At 68.9% G+C, this 16,375-nt stretch carries 19 protein-coding genes; 6 read left to right on the forward strand and 13 right to left on the reverse strand.

The window, feature by feature from the left end; genetic code table 11:
* Positions 1 to 8: 8 nt before the first annotated feature.
* On the reverse strand, positions 9 to 392 hold the full coding sequence (locus AH6_RS27500) for a hypothetical protein (RefSeq protein ID WP_067485563.1): 384 nt from the start codon (positions 390 to 392) through the stop codon (positions 9 to 11).
* Between the two features lie 419 nt (positions 393 to 811).
* On the opposite strand from AH6_RS27500, the gene AH6_RS27505 reads away from it, so the two are divergent.
* Both AH6_RS27505 and AH6_RS27510 read left to right on the forward strand, forming a co-directional pair.
* Positions 812 to 1,591, forward strand: coding sequence for an aminotransferase class IV family protein (locus tag AH6_RS27505; protein WP_067485565.1), 780 nt, complete (start codon positions 812 to 814; stop codon positions 1,589 to 1,591).
* 27 nt (positions 1,592 to 1,618) lie between these two features.
* Complete coding sequence (locus AH6_RS27510; protein ID WP_067485567.1) at positions 1,619 to 2,599, forward strand: SUMF1/EgtB/PvdO family nonheme iron enzyme; 981 nt, start codon at positions 1,619 to 1,621, stop codon at positions 2,597 to 2,599.
* Between the two features lie 99 nt (positions 2,600 to 2,698).
* Here AH6_RS27510 and AH6_RS27515 read toward each other — a convergent pair whose 3' ends face one another.
* From AH6_RS27515 to AH6_RS27550, 8 genes are all read right to left on the reverse strand, one after another.
* Positions 2,699 to 3,358: an HAD family hydrolase gene (locus tag AH6_RS27515; RefSeq protein WP_067485633.1), complete on the reverse strand. Its 660-nt coding sequence runs from the start codon at positions 3,356 to 3,358 to the stop codon at positions 2,699 to 2,701.
* A gap of 534 nt (positions 3,359 to 3,892) precedes the next feature.
* Positions 3,893 to 4,126, reverse strand: coding sequence for a hypothetical protein (locus AH6_RS27520; protein WP_067485569.1), 234 nt, complete (start codon positions 4,124 to 4,126; stop codon positions 3,893 to 3,895).
* 633 nt (positions 4,127 to 4,759) lie between these two features.
* Positions 4,760 to 5,959: an ATP-grasp peptide maturase system methyltransferase gene (gene tgmC, locus AH6_RS27525; RefSeq protein WP_067485571.1), complete on the reverse strand. Its 1,200-nt coding sequence runs from the start codon at positions 5,957 to 5,959 to the stop codon at positions 4,760 to 4,762.
* Positions 5,956 to 6,909, reverse strand: coding sequence for an ATP-grasp ribosomal peptide maturase (gene tgmB / locus AH6_RS27530; protein WP_067485573.1), 954 nt, complete (start codon positions 6,907 to 6,909; stop codon positions 5,956 to 5,958). Before tgmB ends, tgmC begins: the two co-directional genes overlap by 4 nt.
* A complete protein-coding gene (gene tgmA / locus AH6_RS27535; protein WP_218005944.1) occupies positions 6,909 to 7,205 on the reverse strand; it encodes a putative ATP-grasp-modified RiPP in 297 nt (98 codons plus the stop codon). The genes tgmB and tgmA overlap by 1 nt, the downstream gene beginning before the upstream one ends.
* A 288-nt stretch (positions 7,206 to 7,493) precedes the next feature.
* Entirely contained in the window at positions 7,494 to 7,781 is a 288-nt protein-coding gene (locus AH6_RS27540; RefSeq protein ID WP_067485575.1) for a hypothetical protein, read from the reverse strand.
* A 226-nt stretch (positions 7,782 to 8,007) separates the two neighbouring features.
* On the reverse strand, positions 8,008 to 8,679 hold the full coding sequence (locus AH6_RS27545) for a GntR family transcriptional regulator (RefSeq protein WP_218005945.1): 672 nt from the start codon (positions 8,677 to 8,679) through the stop codon (positions 8,008 to 8,010).
* 42 nt (positions 8,680 to 8,721) lie between these two features.
* Entirely contained in the window at positions 8,722 to 9,249 is a 528-nt protein-coding gene (locus AH6_RS27550) for a UTRA domain-containing protein (protein ID WP_067485579.1), read from the reverse strand.
* Positions 9,250 to 9,590: 341 nt separating this feature from the next.
* Between AH6_RS27550 and AH6_RS27555 the strand changes: the two genes are divergently transcribed.
* Positions 9,591 to 10,001 carry a hypothetical protein gene (locus AH6_RS27555; RefSeq protein ID WP_067485581.1) on the forward strand — a complete coding sequence of 137 codons (411 nt, stop codon included), beginning with the start codon at positions 9,591 to 9,593 and terminating at the stop codon, positions 9,999 to 10,001.
* Here the strand turns inward: AH6_RS27555 and AH6_RS27560 are convergent.
* Positions 9,976 to 10,608 carry a TetR/AcrR family transcriptional regulator gene (locus AH6_RS27560; RefSeq protein ID WP_067485583.1) on the reverse strand — a complete coding sequence of 211 codons (633 nt, stop codon included), beginning with the start codon at positions 10,606 to 10,608 and terminating at the stop codon, positions 9,976 to 9,978. The two genes, AH6_RS27555 and AH6_RS27560, sit on opposite strands and share 26 nt — an antisense overlap.
* Positions 10,609 to 10,678: 70 nt before the next feature.
* On the opposite strand from AH6_RS27560, the gene AH6_RS42815 reads away from it, so the two are divergent.
* Positions 10,679 to 11,272, forward strand: a complete 594-nt coding sequence (locus AH6_RS42815; RefSeq protein WP_083983506.1) for a nitroreductase/quinone reductase family protein — start codon at positions 10,679 to 10,681, stop codon at positions 11,270 to 11,272.
* Here AH6_RS42815 and AH6_RS27570 read toward each other — a convergent pair.
* Together AH6_RS27570 and AH6_RS46090 are read right to left on the reverse strand one after the other, a co-directional pair.
* Positions 11,217 to 11,582, reverse strand: a complete 366-nt coding sequence (locus AH6_RS27570; protein WP_067485637.1) for a cupin domain-containing protein — start codon at positions 11,580 to 11,582, stop codon at positions 11,217 to 11,219. The genes AH6_RS42815 and AH6_RS27570 overlap by 56 nt on opposite strands.
* Positions 11,583 to 11,636: 54 nt before the next feature.
* Positions 11,637 to 13,751, reverse strand: coding sequence for a MinD/ParA family ATP-binding protein (locus tag AH6_RS46090; protein WP_245679496.1), 2,115 nt, complete (start codon positions 13,749 to 13,751; stop codon positions 11,637 to 11,639).
* A 188-nt stretch (positions 13,752 to 13,939) separates the two neighbouring features.
* Here AH6_RS46090 and AH6_RS27580 point away from each other — a divergent pair, with 188 nt between their 5' ends.
* Both AH6_RS27580 and AH6_RS27585 read left to right on the forward strand, forming a co-directional pair.
* On the forward strand, positions 13,940 to 14,896 hold the full coding sequence (locus tag AH6_RS27580) for an NAD(P)H-quinone oxidoreductase (protein ID WP_067485643.1): 957 nt from the start codon (positions 13,940 to 13,942) through the stop codon (positions 14,894 to 14,896).
* Between the two features lie 14 nt (positions 14,897 to 14,910).
* Positions 14,911 to 15,444: a bacterial proteasome activator family protein gene (locus tag AH6_RS27585; protein ID WP_067485585.1), complete on the forward strand. Its 534-nt coding sequence runs from the start codon at positions 14,911 to 14,913 to the stop codon at positions 15,442 to 15,444.
* Between the two features lie 34 nt (positions 15,445 to 15,478).
* On the opposite strand, the gene AH6_RS27590 is transcribed toward AH6_RS27585, so the two are convergent.
* Positions 15,479 to 16,282: an HAD family hydrolase gene (locus AH6_RS27590; protein ID WP_067485587.1), complete on the reverse strand. Its 804-nt coding sequence runs from the start codon at positions 16,280 to 16,282 to the stop codon at positions 15,479 to 15,481.
* Positions 16,283 to 16,375 lie beyond the last annotated feature (93 nt).

Consider the following 16,375-nt stretch of genomic DNA (forward strand, 5'->3'; position numbering starts at 1 on the left):
ACGTTCCATCACCCTTGGTCCAGGTCGGCGTACGGCACCGCCAGCACCTTCGCGATAGCGTCCGCCGCCCGCTCAGCCTCGCTCACCGGACACAGCGGTTCCAAATCCGGAGGTGATCCCCGCTCCGGCCCCGACCAGGCCCAGAACCACCACAACGTTCCGTCCCCGTGGGGACGGCACAGCACCTCTTGCCGCAGACCGGGAGCCATCTGCGCCCCGAGAAGGTCGTTCGGGTCCGGTTCACCGGCGGGATTGCGAGCCGCCACGGCCGCATGGCTCCGCGTGGTAGCCGTCAGTCCGTACTTTTGCAGCTCAGCCACCAGCAGCCGAGCCGCTTTCGGCCAGTCGGCCGCCACGGCCGCCGTTGCTGTGATCCGGTCGTACTTGGGCATCGCGGGGCTCCCTAGGTGAAGCGGGACCGGCGACGCAGGGATGTAGCTGTTCTCTCCCTGCTCGACCCGGCACGGGGGAAGCAGCCGAGCACCCCAGCTCATCCCAACCGCGTCACCGGTCCCGCGCTCGTTACGCCGCCTCAGTCCGATCAGCGCCAGGGCAGCGCAAGCAAGCGACCTTGCGTCGCTCAAGCCCTGGCGCTACGCCATCCCGCAGAACCAGCAGGCCACTCCGCGCCGTGATCCATTTCCAACCACGTCCGCCGCAGTGGGGACAATGTTGAGTAGGCCGCGCTTCACTCATAACTAAAGATTGCTAGTTGATCGGCTTGTGTCCCAGGTCACGCCCCCGCCTCAGCGCTGAACTTTCGCTGAACCAGGGCCTGTGGACAGGCGTTGGGCCCTGACAGACTGCTGCCATGGCAGAACTCAACGGCGCTCCTGTCACACCTGACGAACTCAAGTCCCTAGCGCTGGTGAACTACGGTCACTTCACCTCTATGCGCGTCGATGACCAGCAGATTCGCGGCCTCTCGCACCACCTACAACGGCTTGTCCGAGACTGCCGCACAGTATTTGCAGCAGATCTGGACGAAGAGGAAGTTCGGGGATACATCCGTCAAGCCATCGAAGGGCGCGGGGGGTCATTCGTCACGCGAGTGACGATCTTTGATCCAGCTCTTGAACTCGGACATCCAGGATCAGACGCACGACCGGGCGTGCTCGTCACGACCCGTCCCGCCGGCACCTTGCCCATGCCACCGATCCGCGTGCAGTCGGCGACGTACACGAGAGACCTGCCAGAGGTGAAGCATGTGGGTCTCTTCGGAGCCCTCAGGCACCGGCGGATTGCCCAACGCAACGGCTATGACGATGCCGTGTTCACGGACCCCGAGGGCTACATCTCCGAGGGCGCTACGTGGAACATCGGTTTTTTCGATGGCGATCGGGTCATCTGGCCGAACTCCGAGGTCCTGCTAGGCGTGACGATGCGTCTCTTGCAGCAGGTGCACGAACGTACGGCTCTCAACTCAGTGAGCTTGAAGGATCTTCCACAGATGGAGGCCGCTTTCGCGACCAATACCGCCGTTGGTGTTCGACCAGTCACCGCCATCAACGACGTGGAGTTTCCTTCGGACCACCCCATCCTCGGAACGCTCCGCAAGGAGTACGAAGAGATCCCCGCCGAAGCGCTCTAACTCTGCTTCCCCAACGGAGCCCCCAGGATGCCCATCACGATCAACGAGTGGTCTCAGCAAGAGATCCGAGCGCTACGCACGGCCCGGCGTCTCAGCCTCCGCGACTTCGCCGCCAAACTCGGAGTGAGTGAGCGCATGATCTCGAAATGGGAGGCCGGAGAGAACAAGCCTCGCGCGTTCAACCAGCAGGCTCTCGATACGTTTCTCCAAGCAGCCGCCCCCGAGGAGCAAGTCAGGTTCGCCGACATGCTAGGTCTAAGCGTGCCCGTGTCCCCGATCCAGGATGAGCACGTGAACCTTCCCAACTCTGCCGATCCCTCTGACGAGGTCTTTCCTGTCGGGGACGAGAACCAGGTCAGACACCCCGTTGATGGCAAACTTATGACGTTGGTAGAAGCGGGGGTGTACTTCGCCGGTGCCGACGACGAGCCGGTCTATCTTAGGGCGTTCTACATCGATGTTTTCCCGACGACCAACGGCGACTACGCCCGGTTCGTTACTGCGACCGGCCACGAGCCGCCGCAGCACTGGGAGAACGGCAAGCCGCCTGGTGACCTCCTTGATCACCCGGTTGTCTTCGTGAAATGGAACGATGCGCACGCTTACGCCCAGTGGTGCGCGAAAGCTCTACCGAGTAGCCAGCAGTGGGAGAAGGCCGCCAGAGGAACCCGAGGTGACATCTACCCTTGGGGTAGCCAACGCACCCCCGCCAAGGTCAACTGCCGAGAGAGCGGGCCAGGGACGACGACGACTCCGGTCAACTGTTACGCCAGCGGAGTAAGCCCCTACGGGGTGTACGACATGTGCGGCAACACCTGGGAATGGTGCGCGACCGAGAGCACGTCCGGACGCTATGAGCTGAAGGGCAGCGCGTTCACGAGCCCGTTCCTTCGCTGCACCCCGTCAACATTCAACGACGCGAACGCCAGCATGTACGACGACGACACCGGCTTTCGCTGCGTCACTCCAGCCGAAACGATGCGAACACTGCTGAACATGAGGAAATGATCTCGGCGCCCGACGCGCTGGCCCGCGCCCTCCAGCCATGGGCGGACACCGAATGCGTTCGCCGTCTGGACGACCGTCTGTACGGCTGGCAGACGACCCTTAGCGCTCTGCGGCGTTGAATTCGGCAATACGCCCCGGAAGCTCAGACAGCGAATCGATCCGCATCGTCGGAAGGCTGTCGGCTTCCGGGGCGTCCTGCTGGATGATGCCCCATGGGCCCCGCCGGATCAGAGCCGTCTTGAGCCCGGATGCAACGGCTGGCGCGATGTCGTTGTCCAGCCGGTCACCGACATACAAGATCTCTCCGGCCTGGCATGGAGCCGTCTCGACCACGCAACGGAAGAATCCGGTGTCCGGTTTGGAGACGCCCCAGTCATCCGAAGTGGCGATCATGTCGCACGGCAGGTCCAGCGACCGCAGGATGCCCCCGGCCCGTACCGTCTGGTTACCCGCGATACCGACCCACAGTCCCTCGTCCCGAAGCTTGCTCAGCGCCGGACGCGCATCTGGGTACAGGTCCTCTTCCCCGAACGTCTCCGGCTTCCCGGCCTCGGCCCGCTTCTCCCGCTGCTCCGTCAGAGCGAAGCCCGGCGCGAACACCTGGAACGTCTCCCGGTAGTCCAGCCCCCGCGCGATGATCGCCCCGAACATCGCCGAGAACGTGTGGCGTGGGATGCCCAGCCAGTCAGCCCACGTCCCATACTCGGTCGTTTCGTTCACCAGGCACTCACCGACATCGAACACCACAGCTCGGATCATGCCGCCCAGCCTATGAGAGCCCGCCCCAACGCCGTGGCCTACGCAGTGTTCAGCGCCCCCGAGCATTGCCGAATTCCGCCGTTTGTAATCAAGGGCGGCGGCGCTCGCGCTACGGCGCGGCCCGCCGCTCGCGCCGTCCGGCGTGTGCGGCGTGGGCGCCGTTCCCCGAACGGCGCGCGGTGGGCCGCGCGTAGGCGACGCCCCCGCCGGCCCCACCGGTGAACGGCGGTCACGGGGTCGCGCCGCCGCTCACTGTCGTAGGTGCTTGTTACCGTCGCGCCCACTGCTCTCGATCAACGGGCGTGGGCTGCCGGTCAGGCCGGTAAGCGTGCGATCGGGTTTTGCGGGAGGACTACGGGGCGCGCAATAGGTCCCGTGCGTGGTGCGGTTGTCGGCGCGCCCCGTGTCCCGCCTCTGCTGCCCCCGCTGAGGTCGTGCGACAGTTTCCACCGACGAGGGCGAGGCGGTGAAGGTGGGGAGCAGCAGGGGGTACGCCGCCCACCCAAGCCCTTACGGGAATCGGGCAGCGCGCGGTTATGAGCCCGCACCCCTGTCCGAGGGGTCTTCCGACGGATGGAAGTAGATGGTCAGGCTCACCCATGGCCCGTCTTCGGTGATCTCTTCGTGCATGACGAGGTCTTGGACCACCACCGGTCCCAGCTCTTGAATGGAGTCGGCGACGCGCCGTAGCAGGGCAGGGACATCCCCTTGGCCGGGGCCCTTGGGATTGGACTGGGAGAAGTGCCGGACCGGCCAGGAGTTCGCCATCGGATCATGGTCGCAGTCCGAGGGCTTCCCTTCCACGGGATATATGCGGGATGGCATCGCTACTCGGCTACACGATGGAGACCATTCGCCCAGGTCAAGCGCCTGGAACTCCAGAGATTGCCAGCCCTCTTGAAAACCGTTGAGTCGGTAACCCCGGCTCCGTGGGTTCGAATCCCACAGCCTCCGCCAACCAGGGTCTTCCCAGCTCACACCCGTGCCCGCTGCGAAAACCCATGCCCACCACGCGCGGCCGTGCGCCAACTCAGCTGTCACACCTCCGCAGCGCCCCGGTCTTTCGCCTGATCACCACGGTCCCTCACCGAACCCGCACTCCATGACGGTCGCGATGTGCTCGTACAGCATGTGCAGGTTGGGCGGCTGTCCTTGAGCCTTGGCCCAATGACCGATCAGGTGCAGCTCAGGCAGGAAGTAACGGCGGTGACCGTCGGCTACTGCACGCTCGTGCGACTGGCCGAGTCCCGATGGCCGTGGGTCGGCAAGCTGCTCGGCGCAGCCCGGCGCCCCTCATACGGGCCGCAGGGCGACACACAGTGGTTCCGAGCCCGCCCCCCTGAACACGTCGCCCCCGGTTCCTCGCCCGTGTGCGGGGAACCGGGGCGTTCTTCGTCGTTTCTAGGCGGACAAGTCCCAGGTGACCGGCTTACCGCCGGACAGGAACCAGACCGTTTGTGTGTGGCCGTCGGTGCGGATACGGAACCGCTCTTGCGGCGGGCTCCCGGCCTCGCGCCACCGGACGACGGCCGTCTCGACGTCATCCCACAGCCGCGCCGGCCCGGTCTGCCGCACGGTCCAACCGCCGCCGGGCTCGGGGGTGAGCGAGGCGGCCGACCCGGCGTCGACGTCGACGAAGTAGTCGACCCAGGGACCGCCGTCGACGCGCCGAGCCTTCCACTGCGCACCGGGCGCGCCGAGTTGCGCCACGAACGCGCCGGTCCAGTCCGCGCGAATGTCCGGTTCGATGACGGCCGGCCGCGGCTCGGCGCCGGCGAGCGCCTCGATCGTCCCGGTCCAGTGTTCGTCGCCGACCGGGGGCGCCGCCTGCGGTCGGGCGATCATGAAGCTGATCGTTCCGGGCAGGAACCGGCCTTCGGCCGTGCCATCGTCGGCGACCTCCAGCACGGCGAGCCCGTAGCCGTGAAGCCATCCGGCCACCGTGACCAGGATGCGCCCGCCCGGTCGGGTCTGGTCGAGCCATGCCCGCGGGATGTGCCGGACCGAACAGGTCGCGATCACTCGGTCGTAGGGCGCGTTCTGCGGGTCGCCGAGCAGGCCGTCGCCGATCACCAGGTTCGGGGACAGGCCGGCGCGGCGCAGGGCAGCGGCGGCGCCGGCGGCGACGTCGGGGTCGACCTCGACCGAGGTGACGTGGTCGTCGCCGAGCCGGTCGCACATCAGCGCCGTCGAGTACCCGGTGCCGGTCCCGATCTCCAGCACGCGCGTGCCGTCGTCGACGGCGAGATACTCCAACATCTCCACGACCAGGCCAGGGAGCGTCGAGGATGACGTCGGGTTGCCGCTGACCGGTTCGGTCAGGTCGTGCGGGGTGAGGTGTCCGTCGAGCTGGGTGACCCACGTTTCGTTGCGGTAGGCGAGGTCGAGCCATCGGTCGAGCTCGTGTTCACGGCTGACGGGTTCCCACAGGGTGCCCCGGTCGCTGTCGGCGCGTCGGAAGAACTCGGGCACGAAGAGGTGCCGCGGCACTCGTTCGACGACGCGTCGCCACTGGGGCGAGTACAGGTCGCCGGAACGTTCGAGCTCGTCGGCGAGGATGTGCCGCAGGGCCGCAGCTTGTGCGTTGGTGTCGTTGGTCATGCGATTCCCCGTTCGAGGAGATCGGCGAGCGCTGAGGTCATGGGGAGGCCGGTCTCGTCTTCCAGCCATGCCCATTGGCCATTGGGGTTGATCTCAAGGAACACGGGCTCGCCGTCTGGACGAAGCACGAAGTCGAAGCAACCGAACATCAGGCCGAAGCGGTCGAGGTAGGCGGCGATCCGTTCGGTCAGACCGGGCGGCGGGTCAGTGACGGTGTAGGTGAGTGCGTCGTAGTCCTGTCTCCAATCCAAGAGGTCAGCTGAGTCGATCCGTACGCAGAACACGCGGTCGTCGATCGCGGTCACGCGCAGATGACCGGCGGCCGGAACACGGGCTTGGAACAGGTGCGCGGTTGTCTCGACCGATTCGTCGAGCTCGGCGGGGTCGACCTCGGTGACCCAGATCGTTCGGCCCTCGCCATCCTCGCGGTACGGGCCGGCGCGCACCGGCTTGTAGATGATCGGCCCGTGCTCGGCGGCGAACCTGCGGGCCTGGTCGAGATCGTTGGTGATCAGGGTTGGCGGGATGGTGAACCCGAGATCGGACGCGATGGTGAGTTGTGCGGACTTGAACTCGGCGTCGGCGTTGGCGAACGGGTGATTGACGTACAGACAGTCAGGGAGCGCGGCGAGCACGCCCCCCAGCCCGTAGCGGGCTTGCAGGGTGGCGAACCGGGCCTCTTGCTCGTCGAGTCCGGGGAAGGTGAAGCCGCGCGGTCGCCGGTAGTACAACGACCGCACCGCGCCGAGCTCGGCCCGGCGCGAGGGGGTCGTCACGGTTCCATGCAGCCCGTAACCGTCGATCCCTGCTGACAGGGTGAGCGTGTGGGGGAAGTCCGCGGGGTCGAGCCGCAGCAGGGGCACGCCGCGCCGGTTGAGCTCGGCGACAACGGTGTCGGCGGTCACGTCGTCGGGTTGCGTGACCACGAGTACGGGGCGATGTCCGGTCATCAGTCCTGGTCGCTGTCTTGGGAGTGGTCTTCGTCTGACCCGGCGTCCTTGCCGTCGCCCCTGCTGGTCTGGGTCTTGTCCTCGGTGCCGGTGTTGGACTTCTTGTGTTTGGCCTCGACGAGCTCGCCGTCACCGGCGGCGCCCATCTGGGTGGCGGGATCGATCTGCGTTGCAACGATCCCGACATAGATCGTGTGGCGGTAGGGCGCCATGCGCCGCAGTCCCCACGGCCGCGCAACGAGGGGGGCGTCGGCGGCCGGAGGGGCGGAGGGGAAACGGTCGGCGTTCTGGAACACGGGGAACACTCCCTACGGGTTGGGGCCGGGCGTGCGTCCTGTCTCCGATGATGTGCTGAGGTCGCAGCCGTGGCCGTCGTCGATGCGCACGCGAAAACCGCGCTTTCGATGGCGGGCTTGCAGACCCGGTCGGCGAGTCCTTCCCGGATGGCTTGCGCGGCCATCCGCTCGGCGACGACAGGCCGAACTGAACGAACGGGAAGACCTCTTCGTGGATCTGCTCGACCTGGTCGGGCGTGATGCCGCGCGACCACCACGTGCGGGGAAGCCGCTCCATGGTCGCCGTCGTCATGGCCGCCCCTTCACGACAAGCGGCTTCTCGCCGGCCTGCGCGCGGCGGCACTGGTCTTCCAGCGCGGCCCGCAGGGTCGCGGCCGTCGACGTGATGATGGTGGGGCCTACTCCCACCTCCGCGTTGCGCAGGCCGGCGACCCATGATGCGGACACTCCGTGGCGCCGCCCGCGGTTGATGGCGTATCCGGGGAAGTCGAGCCGCAGCTCGGCGAGCGCGATCTCTTCACGTTCGAGCTGCCTGACGAGCGCAGGGGTGACGTTCTCGTCGCCAGGTATCGTCATCGTTGCCTCCTAGCGAGGTGAAAGCCGCGCGGTCGGGGGAGGTCTCCCAATCTCAGCCCCGACCGCGCGGCGGCTCTTGAGTTGTCTCGCCGCTCCACACGTTGCGCGCAGAACCGGGCGAGGTCGAACCATCGCGTTCAGTGGACGAACGCGGAACTCGACTTTAACGCTTATCGCGATAAGTACTCAAGAGGATCGCCGAGAGAATCACGATGCCCGCACAAGCTCAGGCATCCTGCTCGTAGACGAGTTCGTACAAGTGAGAGCCCTTGACCAGCACGGACACTTCAACGGGACGGCGTTCGTCAGAGTGGACGATCCGGAAGGTTCGCAGTACCGGCACGTTGGGCAGCGACAACAAGTCGGCTTCCTCGACCGTGGGCATCCGTGCCGACACCGCGTCGACGTAGCCGCGTTGCGGGTGACCCAACTCCGCCAAGACCCGAGGGGCGCCGCCCCGAATCCTCCGGGACTCGGACAGTTCGGTCCCGTGCACCAGCGCGAGCGGATAGTACGACCAATCAATCTCGACCGGCCGCCCGGCATGGCGCAGCAGCCGTTGACGCAACTGTGCCCGCTCTCCCGGACCCAACGCGAAGGCCCTGGCGACTTCGGTCGGCGGCTCTGCCTCGGCGACCTTGAGCAGTTCATATGAGTAGCCACCCGGCGCCGGGTCGAAGTACGTCCCCACAGGCACCCGGAAGGGCTGGCGCTCTCGGACGAACACGCCCTTGCCCTGGCGGCTGGTGAGGTACCCCTCGCCCTTGAGCTCGGCCAGCGCCTTCTGAACCGTCGTGTTGGAGACTCCGAACTCTTCGACAAGACGGGCCGTCGACGGGAGCCGTGTCCCCGGCGCCAGGTCGCCCGCCATGATGCGGGCTCGCACGTCCGCCGCCATCTGCTCATACGGCGGACGTTCGTCAGCTCGTCGCGCCACTGGTCAACCTGCCTTCACCCGGTAGCGGAGATTGCGCCCCGGAACGTTCACCATGACCGACACCTCGAACGGCTTCCCCTCTGCGGTCAAGCTCGTCCGACGCAGGACGAGCACCGGCGCGCCTTCCTCGATCTCCAGTTCCGCGGCCTCCTCGGCCGAAGCTCCGCGGGCCGCGACCTCCTCTCGCGCGTCATCCACGCGGTAACCGAGGTCGGCGAGCAGGGTCACCGCACCGCCCTTGATCTTTCCGAGCTCGGCCAGGGCGGTACCTCGCGCGATCTCGGCCGGATACCACGAGTCGGTCAGCTCGACCGGTCCGCCGTCCAACAGCATCGTTCGCCGCCTGACGACGGCCCGCTCATCCGCTGCGATCCCCAGCGCCACCGCCACCTCAGCCGGCGGCACCTCCTCAGCTACATCGCGCAGCTTCTGCGTGCCGACCCGACCCGCTTGTGCCGCCTCTTCCGACCAGGCATCAAGCTGCCCTGCTTGTCGAGGGGTCAGGTACGGCACCGACGTTGTGACCCACACAGCGCACTCCTTGCCGGTTGACTGCTTCTCGCGAAATCCATTATGGACGCGCGGCGACGTCTTCGGCGGGGAGAAGCCCGGCCGGTGCCGTGACACGGCGAGCAAGATCAGCGCTGTTGCGATATCGCAGCAGCGCTCGTCGATCTGGTGTGATCGCGTCTGGACCCGTCGGCCGCTGAGCTGCTGATTTCACAAAACCAAAGCTCAGACAGGGCGGGCGAGGCGGGCTCGAATCCCACGGCCTCCGCTCATCCAGGTCTTCCAGCGCACACTTGTGCCCGCTGCAAAAAACTCACACCCGCCATGCGCGGCCGCGCGTCGCGCGACAGGCACCCGATCGGATGGCGATCGCCTTGACCGTGCCGTGGGACATGTCTCCTGAGCAGGAAAAGGAACTGCGGGCGGCCGAGGCGTTCTGGGCGGTGTTGCACGGCAGCGTCGCCAAGCTCGCGTTGGACGGTCGGGCGCAGATCGCCGATCCCGACGTCGACGAGTGCTTCCTCTTCGACATCGGCTACTCGGTCATGTGGCGCTTCAGGGAAAGGGGATGGGTCGGCGGGGAACTGGACGTCCGTCTCTCCCGGCTCGATGGGCTGCTGGACCGGCTCAGTGACGACCGTGGCGCGTGGAACGATGAGGCGATCGTGTCGATGCCGCTCTGGGAGGAGGTCCGCGTTGAGGCTCGGGCCTGCCTTCCCTTGATGGCCGACGAGCCCTACTTCGACTTCATGGGGTCTGGGCCTGAGGCGTAGGGCGGGTGAGGGTGTTGGTGCAGAGGAGCACGCACTCGTCGATCAGTTCCTCTTGGGTGATGCTCAGGTCGCCGTTCAGCCAGGTTGTGAGTAGTTCTTCTACGCCGCCTACGCAGAACAGGGCTGCGTGCTGTACGGCGGCGGGGTCGGTTCCATCGTCGGGGCGGGCCAATATTCCGCTGGTCAGGAGGTTGGCGTAGAGCGCGACGGTTTCTCGGCGGCGTTGCTCCAGTGCTGGGCTTCCGGCCGGTTCTGCCATCGCTATCCGGGCGAGGCCCGGGTCGGCGGCCAGCGTGTTCACCAGGACGGTCAGGGCCGCGCGCACTTCCGTGCCTTCTGGGGCATTGGCCGCTGCTTGCCAGACGGCGTTGGCCACCGCGTCCCGGCCCTCGTCGTAGGCGGCGAACAGCAGGGTCTCCACGTCGGCGAAGTTCTCGTAGAAGTACCGGACGGTCAGGCCCGCTCGGGCGCAGACGCCGCGCACTGTGACGGCGGTCCAGCCTTGGTCGCCCCATATTTCCAGGGTCGCCTTCAGGAGGCGGGTCCGTCGCTCCGCCCGCCGCTCGTCCGCGCTGCGTCCTCCGTAGGGACGCGTCGTCGCCGTCACTCCTACATGTTGACATCGCTCGGTGACCGACGGAATCTGACTACAGGTGTTGTCAATTTCTGGAGGGCCGATGATGGCTGAGTCACCAGCGGCGCGCGCTGCGGCTGTGCGGGAGGCCGCCGTACGGCACGCGCCCCGGCACAACCGCCTGTTGCGCTCGGCCGAGGACGGCAAGCGGCTGAGCGACATGATGCTGCCGTTCTTCCTGCTCAGGCCGCCGACTGGGTTCGGCGTGCTCACCACGCTCGGGCGGCGGACGGGGAAGGCGCGGCGCAAGTGCGTCCGTATGGTCCAGCGGGGTGACGAGGTCTTTCTGGTTCAGCTTCTGCCGCCGGCCGTGGCCATTGTGCGGCCGGACGCCGTCGCCGCCTGGTTGTGGAACATCCGCGCCGAGCCGCGCGTGCTCGTGCGGCTTCCGAGCGGGACGTTCACGGGCGTCGCGCGGGAGATCACCGACCCGGCGGAGCTGCGGCGGGCGCGGGAGGTGCTGTGCGAGACCGTCGACCCGTTCGACTACGCCGAGTGCGCCGCCCACCTGCGCGGGCTGCCCAGCCGGAAGAAGGTCAAGGAGCTGCGCCGGTACTGGTTCGACACCGGGAACCCGCTCGTCATCGAGCTGACGGGACGGCGTGGCCCGGCGTTGAGGGCCAGCGGACCGTCATGACGACCGACTCCTGCTCGGCTCGCCAGGAGTGGTCCACCTGGTGCCAGACCACGTAGTCGCCCTGCTGCGTCAGCGGCACCTCGCCGTCGGGGAACTCCATGACGAAGTGGCCGCTGATCAGGACCAGCAGGGCGCTCCGCTCGTCGCCGGTCGTCCACTGCGCGCGGCGCTCGCCCGGCTCGTGCACGCCCCACTTGATCTCGACGTCCGTGCTGTGCCGCGGGTCGCCCTCGGGCTTGAAGTGGCCCAGCAGCCAACCGCGGTCAGCGGCGGCGTCCGGGGCGGCCTTGCCGGTGTAGACGTTTCTCACCACGGGTGGCGACTCTAGTCCCCTCCGCGCCGGAAGGAGGGGACCAGAGCGCCGTCACTGCTGCGGGCGCTGGTAGGCGAAACCGTCGCCCACCACGGCCGCCAGCGTCAGGTACGCCTCGCGGGTGGGCGGCGCGAGCTGCTCCAACTCCAGCTCCGCGCCCTCCTCCAGGTGGTCGTCGTAGGGGATGCGGACGACGGCCCGGCAGCGGCTCTCGAAGTGGGCCTGGAGCTTGTCCAGGTCGACCTGGCTGCGGGTCCGGTTGCGGACCATCGACAGGACCACCACGCCGTTGCGCACCAGGTGGCCGTGGTCGTGGGCCTCCAGCCAGTCCAGAGTGGCGCTGGCCGAGCGCGCGCCGTCCACCGACGGGGAGCTGACCAGGACGAGCTGGTCGGCCAGGGAGAGGACCCCGGCCATCGCCGAGTGCAGCAGGCCCGTCCCGCAGTCGGTGATGCAGATCGAGTAGTACTGCTCCAGCACCACCGCGACCGACGAGTAGTCCTCGGCGCTGAACGCCTCGCTGACCGCCGGGTCGCGGTCGGAGGCCAGGATCTCCAGGCGCGCCTCGTTCTGCGAGGTGAAGGCGCGCACGTCGGCGTAGCGGTTGATGCGCTCGCGGTCGTTCAGCAGGTCGCGGACCGTCGCCGCGGTCTCCAGGCGCACCTTGTCCGACAGCGTGCCGCGGTCGGGGTTGGCGTCCACGGCGATGACGCGGTCACCGCGCATGGACGCCAGCATCGAGCCCAGGCCGGTGGTCGTGGTCGTCTTGCCGACGCCGCCCTTGAGGGACATCACCGCGACGCGGTGGTGGCCGCCGGCGACCGGGGTGCGGGCCCGCTCGACCAGGTCCTTGCGGCGCAGCTCGGCCTGCGACTCGCCGGGGTGGATGCTGCCCGCGGTCGCCTTGTAGACGACCTTGCGCCAGCCCGCGGACGGGGCGATGCGGCGCTCGCCGAGCAGGTTCTCCGAGCTGAGGCTCTCGCTGCTCTCCGGCTGCTGCGGCACGGGCGGCTGGCCCTGCAGTGGGTAGCCCTGCGGCGGCTGGCCCTGCGGCGGGTAGCCCTGGGGGTAGCCGCCGGGCGGGGGCGCGTAGCCCTCGGCTGGCGGCTGGCCGTAACCCTCGCCGGGTGGGGGCGCGTAACCCTCGGTGGGCGGGGGGCCGTAACCCTCGGTGGGCGGGGATGCGTAACCCTCACCGGGCGGCGGGCTATAACCCTCACTGGGCGGGGGCGGGTAGCCCTCGCCGGGCGGCGGGCCGTAGCCCTCGCCCGGGGGAGGGCCGTAGCCCTCGGTGGGTGGGGGTGCGTAGCCCTCGGTGGGCTGCTGGCCCTCGGGGCCGTAGGGCGGGGCCGGGTTGTACGGCGGTACGCCCATGGGCGGCGCGCCTTCCGGGCCCTGCGGCGCGCCCTCCTGGGGCTGGTACGGGAACTGCGGCGCGAACTGCTGCTGCTCGTTCGGGTACGGCGGCAGCTGGTCGAACTGCGGCGGGCCCTGGGGAGGCTGCGGTGCGTGGCCGCCCTCAAGAGGGCCCGGCTGGTAGCCCTGGTACGGCGGCGGGAGCGCGCCGGCGTCGTACGGCTGCTGCGGGGCGCCCTCGAAGGGCGGCGGGGCCGCCGCGTACGGGGGCGGGGCCGGCAGGTCGCCGAACGGCTGCTGGCCCGGCGGCGGGGGCGGGAAGTTCTGCTGGCCGGGCGGGGGAGGCTGGGGGAAGTCCTGCGGCGGGTTGAAGTCCTGGCCGGGGGGCGGCGGGGGTGGGGTGAAGTTCTGTCCCGGGGGCGGCGGCGGGGCGTTGAACTCCTGGCCGGGCGGCGGCGGGGGCGCGTTGAACTCCTGGCCCGGCGGGGGCGGCGGGGCCTGGCCGAAGTCAGGGGCGCCCAGCGGCGGCACGTTGAACGGGTTCTCCTGCGCAGGCCCCTTGGTGAAGTCCGGCGGCTGCGGCGCGCCGAAGCTCACGTCCTGCTGCTCGGCGGCGGGAGGCGGCGGCGGTGCGGCCAGCCACGGGTTCGCCTCCGGCTCGGGCTGCCCCTCGGGAGCCGAGGCCGGGTCGGGGGACGGCTCCGGGGCGCCGGGCTGCACGGCGGACGGCCCGGTGGACTCGTTGTGCATCGCGTCCAGGGAGGCCAAACGCTCCTCCAGGGAGCGTCCGTCGTGTTCGTTCCTCGCCACCGCTTCTCCCCTCGGAAACCACATCAAAGATTGTTTATGGAGCAGGTTGGCATGGGCTCCCCGGAAGGATACCTGTGCGCCAATACCACGCATCTCTCTCGTAAAGCCATGGCGGTCCCGTCCCGCGCGGCCGCCGCACCCGACGGGGCGGCGATCTGCGACGATCGCCGCCCGGTAGCGTGAAGACCATGCGTGCGATCGTGATCCGTGAGCCCGGCGATGCCGACGTGCTGGAGTGGACGCAGGTCCCCGATCCCGAGCCGCGTCCCGGCGAGGTCGTGGTCGAGGTCGCCGCCAGCGCGGTGAACCGGGCCGACGTCATGCAGCGGATGGGGTTCTATCCCCCGCCCAAGGGAGCCTCCGACTATCCCGGCCTGGAGGTGTCCGGACGCGTCGCCGCGCTCGGCGACGGCGTCACCGGCTGGTCGGTCGGCGACGAGGTCTGCGCCCTGCTCGCCGGGGGCGGGTACGCCGAGAAGGTCGCCGTCCCCGCCGGTCAGCTCCTGCCGGTGCCCGAGGGGGTCGATCTGGTCGAGGCCGCCGGGTTGCCGGAAGTCGCCTGCACCGTGTGGTCGAACGTCTTCATGCTGGCCGAACTCCGCGCCGGGGAGCATTTTCTCGTGCACGGCGGCGGCAGCGGCATCGGCACCATGGCCATCCAGCTCGCGCACGTCCTGGGCGCGCGCGTCTCGTGCACCGTGGGGTCCGACGAGAAGGCGCGGCGGTGCCTGGAGCTGGGCGCGGACGAGGCGGTCAACTACCGCGAGGACGACTTCGTCGAGCACGGCCCCTTCGACGTCGTCCTCGACAACATGGGCGCCAAGTACCTCGCCCGCAACGTGGACGCGCTGGCGGCGGGCGGACGGCTCGTCGTCATCGGGCTCCAGGGCGGGGCCAAGGCGGAGCTGGACCTCGGCAAGCTGCTCGGCAAGCGGGCCTCGGTCCACGCAACCTCCCTGCGGAGCCGTCCGTTGGAGGAGAAGGCCGAGATCGTGGCCTCGGTCCGGGAGCACGTGTGGCCCCTGTTCGCGGCGGGGAAGGTCCGTCCGGTGGTCGACCGGACGGTGCCGATGGAGCAGGCCGCGCGGGCGCACCGGTTGCTGGAGGACAGCGGCCACGTCGGAAAAATCTTGCTGACCGTGTGAGACTGGGAGACATCATGAGTGAGCCTTCGCAGCAGGACCAGCAGATCCTGGTGGTCGGACCCAACGCCATGGCGACGGGCGGCGGTGACACCGACCGGGAGGAGAAGTCGGTGGCCGAGATGGTCGAGCAGCCCGCCAAGGTGATGCGGATCGGCGGCATGATCCGCCAGCTGCTCGACGAGGTGAAGGCCGCGCCGCTGGACGAGGCCAGCCGCGCCCGCCTCCGCGAGATCCACCAGTCGTCCATCAAGGAGCTGGAGGACGGCCTCGCGCCCGAGCTGGTGGAGGAGCTGGAGCGGCTGTCGTTGCCGTTCGCGCAGGGCTCGGTGCCCAGCGAGTCGGAGCTGCGCATCGCCCAGGCCCAGCTCGTCGGCTGGCTGGAGGGGCTGTTCCACGGCATCCAGACCACGCTGTTCGCCCAGCAGATGGCGGCGCGCGCCCAGCTGGAGCAGATGCGCCGGGCGCTGCCCGCCGGGATGATCCAGGCGGGCGCCGAGGAGGAGGGGCAGCAGACGCCGCCCCGGCACTCCTCCGGCCCCTACCTGTAGGCGACCGAAGGCCCCTGGGCGGCTGGACGGCCGCTCAGGGGAACAGGCGCTCCAGCACCTGCGCCACGCCGTCGTCGTCGTTGCGGTAGGTGGTGTGGGTGACGGCCGCCAGCACGTCGGGGTGGGCGTTGGCGACGCCGTAGGAGGTCCCTGCCCAGGTCAGCATCGGCAGGTCGTTGGGCATGTCCCCGAACGCCACGACCTGCGACGCCGCGATCTGGTGCTCGGCGCACAGCTCGCCCAGCGCGCTCGCCTTGGTGACGCCCTGCGCGCTCATCTCCAGCAGGCCCCGGCCCGAGGAGTGGGTGACGGTGACCAGCTCCCCCACGGCCTTCTCCGCCTTCTCGGCGAGCAGGTCGGGGTCGGCGCTGGGATGGAAGGCCAGCAGCTTGGTGCCGCCGCGCCGGACCAGCTCCTCGCCGTCCACCGGACGGCCGCCGAGCGCCTCGGAGTCCCAGCGGCCCAGGTTGTAGCGGGCCTCGAAGACGAAGCCGGTCGGGTACTCGACGGCGAAGCGCAGCTCGCCGTCGACGGCGCGCAGCCGCTCCACCGTCTCGGCGATGGTCTCGGGCTCGATCATGTTGGCGCGCAGCACGGTCTCGGTGTGCAGGTCGTACAACACCGCGCCGTTGGCGCAGATGGCGACGCCGTGGTGGTCGACGGCGGCGGCGATCTCGTGCATCCAGCGCGGCGGCCGCCCGGTGACCATGACCAGCATCGCCCCGGCCCGCTCGACCCGGGCCAGCGCGGCCACGGTGCGGTCGGAGATCGTCCCGTCGGTGCGCACGATCGTGCCGTCCAGGTCGGTGGCGATCAGACGCGGTGTGTCGGCGGTCATGGCACCTTCCCGTCGCTCCTGGCACACACCTTAGGCGACACCCCGCCAGCAACCGTCACACCGGTGGCGTAAGGGACTTTCCGCCCCTGGGGC

Origin of the sequence: Actinomadura hibisca NBRC 15177 (genome assembly GCF_001552635.1) — a bacterium.
Taxonomy (GTDB): domain Bacteria; phylum Actinomycetota; class Actinomycetes; order Streptosporangiales; family Streptosporangiaceae; genus Spirillospora; species Spirillospora hibisca.

Coding starts and splice junctions, on each gene's coding strand:
- AH6_RS27500 (WP_067485563.1), bottom strand. CDS start 392: ATGCCCAAGTACGACCGGATCACAGCAACGGCGGCCGTGGCGGCCGAC.
- AH6_RS27505 (WP_067485565.1), top strand. CDS start 812: ATGGCAGAACTCAACGGCGCTCCTGTCACACCTGACGAACTCAAGTCC.
- AH6_RS27510 (WP_067485567.1), top strand. CDS start 1,619: ATGCCCATCACGATCAACGAGTGGTCTCAGCAAGAGATCCGAGCGCTA.
- AH6_RS27515 (WP_067485633.1), bottom strand. CDS start 3,358: ATGATCCGAGCTGTGGTGTTCGATGTCGGTGAGTGCCTGGTGAACGAA.
- AH6_RS27520 (WP_067485569.1), bottom strand. CDS start 4,126: ATGGCGAACTCCTGGCCGGTCCGGCACTTCTCCCAGTCCAATCCCAAG.
- tgmC (WP_067485571.1), bottom strand. CDS start 5,959: ATGACCAACGACACCAACGCACAAGCTGCGGCCCTGCGGCACATCCTC.
- tgmB (WP_067485573.1), bottom strand. CDS start 6,909: ATGACCGGACATCGCCCCGTACTCGTGGTCACGCAACCCGACGACGTG.
- AH6_RS27540 (WP_067485575.1), bottom strand. CDS start 7,781: ATGACGATACCTGGCGACGAGAACGTCACCCCTGCGCTCGTCAGGCAG.
- AH6_RS27545 (WP_218005945.1), bottom strand. CDS start 8,679: ATGGCGGCGGACGTGCGAGCCCGCATCATGGCGGGCGACCTGGCGCCG.
- AH6_RS27555 (WP_067485581.1), top strand. CDS start 9,591: ATGGCGATCGCCTTGACCGTGCCGTGGGACATGTCTCCTGAGCAGGAA.
- AH6_RS42815 (WP_083983506.1), top strand. CDS start 10,679: ATGATGGCTGAGTCACCAGCGGCGCGCGCTGCGGCTGTGCGGGAGGCC.
- AH6_RS27580 (WP_067485643.1), top strand. CDS start 13,940: ATGCGTGCGATCGTGATCCGTGAGCCCGGCGATGCCGACGTGCTGGAG.
- AH6_RS27585 (WP_067485585.1), top strand. CDS start 14,911: ATGAGTGAGCCTTCGCAGCAGGACCAGCAGATCCTGGTGGTCGGACCC.
- AH6_RS27590 (WP_067485587.1), bottom strand. CDS start 16,282: ATGACCGCCGACACACCGCGTCTGATCGCCACCGACCTGGACGGCACG.